7 protein-coding genes and 1 pseudogene are annotated in these 7,521 nt (G+C 43.5%); 5 read left to right on the forward strand and 3 right to left on the reverse strand.

Annotated elements, in window-relative coordinates:
• Window positions 1-589: 589 nt before the first annotated feature.
• Together ACTNCK_RS09710 and ACTNCK_RS09715 are read left to right on the forward strand one after the other, a co-directional pair.
• A complete protein-coding gene (locus tag ACTNCK_RS09710) occupies window positions 590-871 on the forward strand; it encodes a hypothetical protein (RefSeq protein WP_441082385.1) in 282 nt (93 codons plus the stop codon).
• Window positions 829-1,216: pseudogene (locus ACTNCK_RS09715) on the forward strand (transposase); the annotation flags it as partial. The gene ACTNCK_RS09710 and the pseudogene ACTNCK_RS09715, both read left to right, overlap by 43 nt.
• 275 nt (window positions 1,217-1,491) lie before the next feature.
• Here ACTNCK_RS09715 and ACTNCK_RS09720 read toward each other — a convergent pair.
• The gene (locus ACTNCK_RS09720) at window positions 1,492-1,959 is read right to left on the reverse strand and encodes a prepilin-type N-terminal cleavage/methylation domain-containing protein (protein WP_441082387.1); all 468 of its coding nucleotides are present in this window, start codon (window positions 1,957-1,959) and stop codon (window positions 1,492-1,494) included.
• Between the two features lie 162 nt (window positions 1,960-2,121).
• Here ACTNCK_RS09720 and ACTNCK_RS09725 point away from each other — a divergent pair, with 162 nt between their 5' ends.
• Complete coding sequence (locus ACTNCK_RS09725; protein ID WP_441082389.1) at window positions 2,122-3,711, forward strand: AAA family ATPase; 1,590 nt, start codon at window positions 2,122-2,124, stop codon at window positions 3,709-3,711.
• 158 nt (window positions 3,712-3,869) lie between these two features.
• On the opposite strand, the gene ACTNCK_RS09730 is transcribed toward ACTNCK_RS09725, so the two are convergent.
• On the reverse strand, window positions 3,870-4,088 hold the full coding sequence (locus ACTNCK_RS09730) for a hypothetical protein (RefSeq protein ID WP_441082391.1): 219 nt from the start codon (window positions 4,086-4,088) through the stop codon (window positions 3,870-3,872).
• A gap of 123 nt (window positions 4,089-4,211) precedes the next feature.
• Window positions 4,212-5,063 carry a PD-(D/E)XK nuclease family transposase gene (locus tag ACTNCK_RS09735; protein ID WP_441082392.1) on the reverse strand — a complete coding sequence of 284 codons (852 nt, stop codon included), beginning with the start codon at window positions 5,061-5,063 and terminating at the stop codon, window positions 4,212-4,214.
• Window positions 5,064-5,520: 457 nt separating this feature from the next.
• Between ACTNCK_RS09735 and ACTNCK_RS09740 the strand changes: the two genes are divergently transcribed.
• Window positions 5,521-6,189, forward strand: a complete 669-nt coding sequence (locus tag ACTNCK_RS09740) for a recombinase family protein (protein WP_441082394.1) — start codon at window positions 5,521-5,523, stop codon at window positions 6,187-6,189.
• Between the two features lie 327 nt (window positions 6,190-6,516).
• On the forward strand, window positions 6,517-6,981 hold the full coding sequence (locus tag ACTNCK_RS09745; protein WP_441082397.1) for a prepilin-type N-terminal cleavage/methylation domain-containing protein: 465 nt from the start codon (window positions 6,517-6,519) through the stop codon (window positions 6,979-6,981).
• Window positions 6,982-7,521: the final 540 nt, after the last annotated feature.

The following is a 7,521-nucleotide window of genomic DNA, read 5'->3' on the forward strand; positions in this document are numbered from 1 at the left end:
TCATCCCTACAATCAATCTTTCCAGTCACCATATAGTAAACAACTAAAACTTCCCACACCCAAAAGGTTCGTTGAACCTTGAAAATTCAATAAAAAGCGGGTCCAAATAAGGCATAGAAGCCTTTTATGGTAAAATAAGATTACGACATCAAACTACCAAAGAAAGGATTTTCTATGCCGAACTCTATTATACCACAGGGACAGGACGGACAAAACCTTTATAATGTAATTTCTTTATTTCTTCGTGATTTTAGGGTAGGTAAGCAGCTTGGCAAGTGCAATGCCCATAAAGAGAAAGGCATTTCTGTCATGGATGTCTTCAGATACAAGCTTTGTAACGTCTTTTAAGAACTGCAGTATGTATATGCAGCAGAAGATAGGTTCTTTCAGGGAGGCCTTTTCAAAGAATACGTTTTACCGTTTCCTGAACTGCTCAAAGATAAACTAGCTGCGCTACATCACTCTTTTATCAAAAGAGGTAGAAGACACCATCGAGCCCCTTACCAATGAAGACCGTGTAAATCCCTTTGTGGTTGACGACAGTCTGTTTGAACGCACAAGCTGTAAAAAGACGGAGCTTGCTTCCTGTGTGTTTGATTACGCAGGCAGGAGACACTGTTTAGGATATCGGCTCGTGACTCTCGGATGTACAGACGGAAATACATTTCTGCCAATAAACAGCAGTCTCCTTGCGTCCTCAAAGGAGAAAAATGTCATCTGCTCGGCTGAAAAGTTCGATGTAAGATCTCTCGCTGCGAAAAGAAGAAAGCTAGCCAGAACCAAAGGTACTGAGGTTATGATCGAGCTGATAAAAAAGACTGGATCGCATTTATCTGCACAAATACAGAGCTTTCCGAAGAAGAGATCATAAAATTCTACTGTGGACGAGGGCAGATGGAGAACTATATCAAGGAATGCAAAAACGGATTTGATTTTTCATCCGTAAGCAGTCATTCCATGATAACAAACGCAAACCGGCTTAAGATCCACCAGCTGGCATACAACCTGTTCAACTGGTTCCGTCGCCTGATGCTTCCAGAGAAAATGAGAAGGCAACAGGCACCGACGATCAGAAACAGTCTGTTAAAGATTGCCGCAAGAGTCGTCCACAAAGCAGGTTATATATACTTCAAGCTATGCAGCAGTTGTCCGTATATCAGAGAATATACAAAAGACCTTGCAGAACATAAGAGAGTATGACATACAGCTTGAATAAGGAAGCACAAATATGTACCTTGATAACTGGATAGATCCCAAAGACCGGATCAGCAGGGTCAGTCTGATCTTTTTCAGGCAACTGCTGTCATGGAATCACCAAAGAGGCCGGAAAATTTGCTAAAATTTTTTGGCTGAGTGATTTTTGGACCTATCCAGGTGGCTTATGAACAATTCGGGTTTACTCATTTATTTCGTTTTATCAATAAAAAATCATCCCCGCCAGGGGACGGGGATGATTACTTTATCGTGATGATACGAAATGCTTATCACGGATTATGAAGCTGTAGGATGAGCTGTAGGATGAGCTGTAGGATCTGGGAAAGTTTCTTCCAAACTAACTGAACTATCTGTTTCATTGACTTTTATCGTGATCGTATAAACGCCTTTATTGTCTGTCAGCTGCCATTTCTTTGATTTCATCTTAGGAACTTCTTTTATTGTCTTATCAAGCTCAGCTTTGAGCGTTCCATTTGAAACCTCCAAAGCATTCGAACTAGCTTTCCATTCAACTGTATCGTTATTCTTTAACGCCGTAAATACATCATCCTCTGCGCAAGCTGTTTGCACTGCATTCTTGATTTCCTTTGCTGTCGACTCATCAGCTGAAACCCTCGACTTCTCCACATACCTCAGATACTGTGGTGCAAGGATTGCAGCGAGTACTACGATGATTGCGATTACTACGATGAGCTCGATAAGAGTGAAGCCCTTGTTGTTCTTCTTTGCTACCTTTGTGTTCATTTGCATTTTCTCCTTTTCACTGAACACCTGTATCCGCATCTCTTGAGATTTAAATATGCTGTCATAGTTCGCACTGATCAGAAAACTTTTCTGATCGGGCAGAAAAAAATATTATACATGCTATAATAAGAATATAAGGTTAGAATCTTATTGGAGGTATATATGGAAAGACGACTACCTGTTGGGATACAGAGCTTTAAAAACCTGAGGGAAAATGGTTATGTATATGTAGACAAGACAGAGTATATATGCAGGCTCCAGAGCGGATCCAAAAGCTATTTCCTTTACCGCCCGAGGAGGTTCGGGAAAAGTCTGTTCATCTCTACTCTTGAAAGCTACTTTTCAGGAGAGAAGGAGCTCTTCAAGGGACTCTATATCGAGGAAAAGGAAAATTCCAGAGGTCGTGATGCCTGGACTAAGTATCCTGTGATATCATTTTATCTGTCAGGCGGAGCATATAATTCTGAAATAGGCCTTGATGATCTGCTTTCTGCTGTGCTTGAGGGCTGCATTGAAAGATATCAACTGGATAGGAAATCTATCATAGGTGATACACTCCCCGTGAGATTTCGTTCAATTATCGAGTGTCTGTATGAAAAAACCGGTAGTCAGGTCGTAGTCCTTGTGGATGAATATGATAAGCCACTTCTGGCTACAGCAATCTCCAATCCAAAGCAGGAGGAAGCGAACCGACAACTGTATAAGGGCTTTTTTTCAGTACTTAAGGATATGGACGGATATCTGAAGTTCGTATTCTTTACCGGAGTCACGAAGTTTTCTAAGGTTTCGATCTTTTCGGATCTGAACCAGCTTAACGATATATCTATGGACGATAAGTATTCTGGAATCTGTGGAATAACAGAGGACGAGCTTGAGGCCAGCTTCAGACCGGAGATAGAGTTACTTGCAGAAAAGCACGGGCTGAGCTTCGATGCTTGTCTTGCCAGGCTCAGGAAGACCTATGATGGATATCATTTCTCAGGTGAGGGGGTCGGGGTATATAATCCATTCAGTCTGCTTTCTGCGTTTGAGAAAAAGAATTTCAGGCGATACTGGTTCGGAACTGCAACCCCTGAAATCCTTATAAAGAAACTTAAAGAATCCGAATTATCCCTTTCTACGATAGTGGATGGAGTAGCTGCATCAGAAGATGAGCTTATGGATTACCGGATCGAGGACAAAAATCCGATCCCTCTATTCTATCAGTCCGGATATCTTACCATATGCGGCTATGATGATGAATTCGGTATATATTCATTAAAGTTCCCAAATGATGAGGTGAAATATGGGTTCCTGAATTCCCTGATACCTTCTGTTCTGGGACAGGGAGGGCAGGAGAATCCGCTGTCCCTCAAATTTATGCTGGAGGACCTGAGGTCAGGAGCGCCGGATTCCTTCTTAAACCATATCAGATCCCTCTTTGCTTCGATCCCCTATCCTGAGGGAAGAGCACCGGAGTACGAGGGTGAATGGTCAAGGCAGATCTTTTTGATCCTGTCACTTATGGGCGCATATACCCAGTGCGAGGTACATATGGCCACAGGTCGTGCAGACTGCGTGGTAAAGACATCTGACTATATATACGTATTCGAGTTCAAGCTCGATGCACCGGTAGAGGAGGCAATGGCCCAGATCGATACAAGAGGATATGCCATTCCATACTCAGCCGACGGTAGAAAGCTCTATAAGATCGGAGTATCATTCTTGACAGAGAAGAGAAATATAGACAAGTGGCTGGTGATAGGTCAGTAGGTGTGAGGTCTGAGGTCTGAGGTGTGAGGTCTGAGGTGTGAGGTCTGAGGTGCGAGGACCCAGAGGCTAGGGATTAGGACTTAGGATCTAGGGACATCTAAATCCAAACTAAGTCCTGAACCCTTCTCCCTATCCCCTGAGCTCTCATGCCTGTGCTATTAACTCTCTGAACTGATAATATTCTTCACTTCATCTACAGGCAGATCTATTCCAGCAGCTATCTGATCAAACGAAAGTCCCTGAAGGTACAGTCTTCTGACACTTGCTTTTGTCTTTAGCTCTGCCTCACTAGAGGCCTTACCCCAAGCTTCATTCCAAGCTTCATCCCAAGCCTCATTCCATACTTCCTTACGCATCTCTTCGATTACCTTACACATAGTTCTCACTCCCTTCGTATCTTCCTTGAAGTAAGGAAGGGATTAGGGCCTAGGGGCTAGGGATAAATCCAAACTAAGTCCTGAACCCTTCTCCCTACACCCTGAGCTCTCATACCTGCGCTATTAACTTTCTGAGCTGATAATATTCTTCACTTCATCTACAGGCAGATCTATTCCAGCAGCTATCTGATCAAACGAAAGTCCCTGAAGGTACAGTCTTCTTACACTAGCTTCTTTTGTCTTTCGCTCTGCCACACTAGAAGCTTCATTCCATACTTCCTTACGCATTTCTTCGATTACCTTACACATAGTTCTCACTCCCTTCGTATCTTCCTTAAAATATCTCACTCGGTCTGCCAGTACGGAATAGTTCATATCACCGGGATCCTCACAGAAGAAATCATGGATCAGTTTTCCGAGCTCTGTTCCGTCATCCCTTATTTCGCAGTTCACATATACTATATGCTCTCCATCTCCAAATGGTTTCCCTGAGCCTCTGATGATCCTTTCGATCCTGTATATCTGCTGATTATCTCCGAGCACATCATTTTCAGTGATAAAGATCACATAGGTCTCCGGGAGCATGGTAAAATCCTCGCTTGGCTTCAGGCTGTGAGAATCAAGGATACTGGAATGATAGCGGGCTCTCTTGGGATCGGCTCCACTATCCGAGCGCTGGATCTCTACGTTCATCTGTGTGCCGTCATCCTCAACCGCAAGCACATCCAGATAGAGGTCCCTGCCAACAAGGTTCTTGAAATTCCGCTGTGTACGCACCTGCTTTACAAAAACCTGTCTGCCAAGTATGATGCGAAGCAGCAGCTCCGTCACTGGTATGTTATCATCGAAGCAGACATTCATGAAATCGTCATCTATCAGGCGAAATCCCCTGATCCGCTCCAGATCCTTCTGATGCTCGCGCTCCAGGCGCTCCCTGTCCATTTCTGCTGCAGGCAAAGTCTCATTCAATCTCATAATACTCCTTTCTTTGCACATATGGCGACAAAAGGAGTATACCTGTGGCGTCTTCGCTTCTGTTTCTCATACTCTCCTCTGTCTCCTGTAAATTGTTACTGGTATTATTTTATCATGGATCTGATGGATTTGCAAGCTTTTTTCGAACGTATGAACAGGTGGGAGGCCTGAGGTGCGAGGTGTGAGGTCAGAGGTGCGAGGCTGAAAGTTTCGAGATGAGAGCAAGCTGAAAGCGAAGCTCGAATCCGAAACGAAGCCGTTCTTTGAGATTAGCGAGCACAAGTCGAAGACGCCGTGCGAGCTTAGCGAAAAGAACTTCCTTATAAGCGATGGTCGAACCTAGCGAAGAGAACTTCCTTATAGGCGCAGCTCGAATTTAGTGAAAAGAACTTCCTTATCCCACCTCTTTTCTCTCACGACCACTCAGGATCAGAAATATCTAAAGAAAGGACAGATCATGGCAGCAGAACAGAAATCAAGACAGACAAAACAGTTCGGTTACATCCGGGTAAGCACCGCGACCCAGGCAATCAAGGGCAACAGCCTAGCTGAACAGCAGGCGCAGCTTATGGAGCACGGAGTAAAGAAGAGAAATATCTACCGCGATGTCTACACCGGAGCGACGACAGACAGGCCCCAGCTCAAGAGGCTGATAAAGAGGCTTCAGGAGGGAGATACTCTTATAGTGACCAAGCTGGACCGGATCTCAAGGTCGGTATCGGACGGCGCAGTGCTGATCCAGAGCCTTATAGACAGAGGAATAAGGATAAAGATCCTTTCGATGGGCGATATGGCAATGGACAATACGCCTGCCGGCAAGCTAATCGTGCACATTTTCCTGTCCTTTGCCGAGTTCGAACGTGATATGATAATACAGAGGACGAGAGAGGGTCGGCTCGCCTCGGGACATCTGGGAGGGCGTCCGAGAATCCCTGAGGAAAAGATCAGTCATGCGCTTGTACTTTTAGAGACAAAATCCTACAGACAGGTAGCTAGAGAGACCGGAATTTCTAAGAGTACATTGCTTAGAGCAAGGAGAAGAATGAGGGGAATATCCGACAGACAGCCTGATCAGGAGAAAACGGCGGATTTGGGTAGCACAAATAAAGGTGCCACAGGAAACTAAAAATATTTTTTCAGTACACATGCGTTTGCAATACGTGATACTAAAACGTTTTAGAGATTGTACTGGAAACTATGCAATATTTTCTAAAAATCCTATTAACAAATCGATTGTTTTGTGTTAATATTTTGTTTAGAAATTCTTCACGAATATTTCAGGGAAGAAGTAAGACGACGATGAGAGTGTTCCAGGGGACGCGCACATCGCTGACCCACAGCAGTGAACCTGCCGTGGGACTCCACTCAACTGATAGTGGGGGTAACTATTGGTTCTGTATCCAAATCTCAAGAGATGCGGATACAGGTGTTCAGTGAAAAGGAGAAAATGCAAATGAACACAAAGGTAGCAAAGAAGAACAACAAGGGCTTCACTCTTATCGAGCTCATCGTAGTAATCGCAATCATCGCAGTACTCGCTGCAATCCTTGCTCCACAGTATCTGAGATATGTGGAGAAGTCGAGGGTTAGTGCAGACAAGTCCACAGAAAACGAGCTGATTAATGTTGTAAAAACAGCATGTGCTGATGAGGATCTTTATAGTAAGCTGTCGACTAAAAAAACAGATATATTAGAGTGGTCTAGTTCTGGTATTACCGTAAAAGCATCAGACTTTACAAATGAGATAAAAGCTAATTTCTCAAGTGCCGATCTTGCAAAAGGTCCAAAATCAAATACTTATAAGGAGCAGACTTTAACAGTTTCAGCAGAGGTGGATGCAACAACAAAGGCTGTATCAGTTACCGGATCATGGTCTGGTGGCAACCAGGCAGGTGGCAACCAGGGAGGTGGCAACTAGGGAGCTGTCAACCCTTGAGCTGGCAACCAGGGAGCTGGTAAACCATAAGATCTAGCTAGATTGATTGGCACTTTTCATCCCCGTCCCCTGGCGGGGATGATTTTTTATTGATAAAACGAAATAAACGAGTAAAACAAATCTATCGGGTGAAACCGATGAGCTTGCTAATAATATCTCAGGGATTAGATCGCTCACTATCAGAGTAGTACCGAAACCTGAGATTTTTTATGCGGAAATGTATATGATCGTTGTTGCCTTAGATATCTGGTTTTGCCTTGGATAAACATGATCTGGTAATAAGAGAAATTCGACAGATCGGAGTTGGATTCAGCCTTCAAATTTGGTAATGCTGCTTTTTAAATCAAAACTTTGGATTCCTTATGTTAGCTATTTTAGATTCTGATTGTAATAAAATCTGATATTTTTTACGGCTCTTCATCAGTTTGTGTGGGTAGCTAAAACGCTGTAACCCTTGTAAATATTGAAAAAGCATACATTTTCCTGTACAATTTTTTCGCCAAAAAAAATCTATAGTACAGA

The sequence above is a fragment of the Candidatus Weimeria sp. HCP3S3_B5 genome, assembly GCF_052064335.1.
GTDB lineage: Bacteria > Bacillota > Clostridia > Lachnospirales > Lachnospiraceae > Weimeria.

Bases quoted from the DNA above. Each gene is read 5' to 3' on its own strand.
- ACTNCK_RS09720 (WP_441082387.1), bottom strand. From the start codon at position 1,959: ATGAACACAAAGGTAGCAAAGAAGAACAACAAGGGCTTCACTCTTATC.
- ACTNCK_RS09725 (WP_441082389.1), top strand. From the start codon at position 2,122: ATGGAAAGACGACTACCTGTTGGGATACAGAGCTTTAAAAACCTGAGG.
- ACTNCK_RS09730 (WP_441082391.1), bottom strand. From the start codon at position 4,088: ATGTGTAAGGTAATCGAAGAGATGCGTAAGGAAGTATGGAATGAGGCT.
- ACTNCK_RS09735 (WP_441082392.1), bottom strand. From the start codon at position 5,063: ATGAGATTGAATGAGACTTTGCCTGCAGCAGAAATGGACAGGGAGCGC.
- ACTNCK_RS09740 (WP_441082394.1), top strand. From the start codon at position 5,521: ATGGCAGCAGAACAGAAATCAAGACAGACAAAACAGTTCGGTTACATC.
- ACTNCK_RS09745 (WP_441082397.1), top strand. From the start codon at position 6,517: ATGAACACAAAGGTAGCAAAGAAGAACAACAAGGGCTTCACTCTTATC.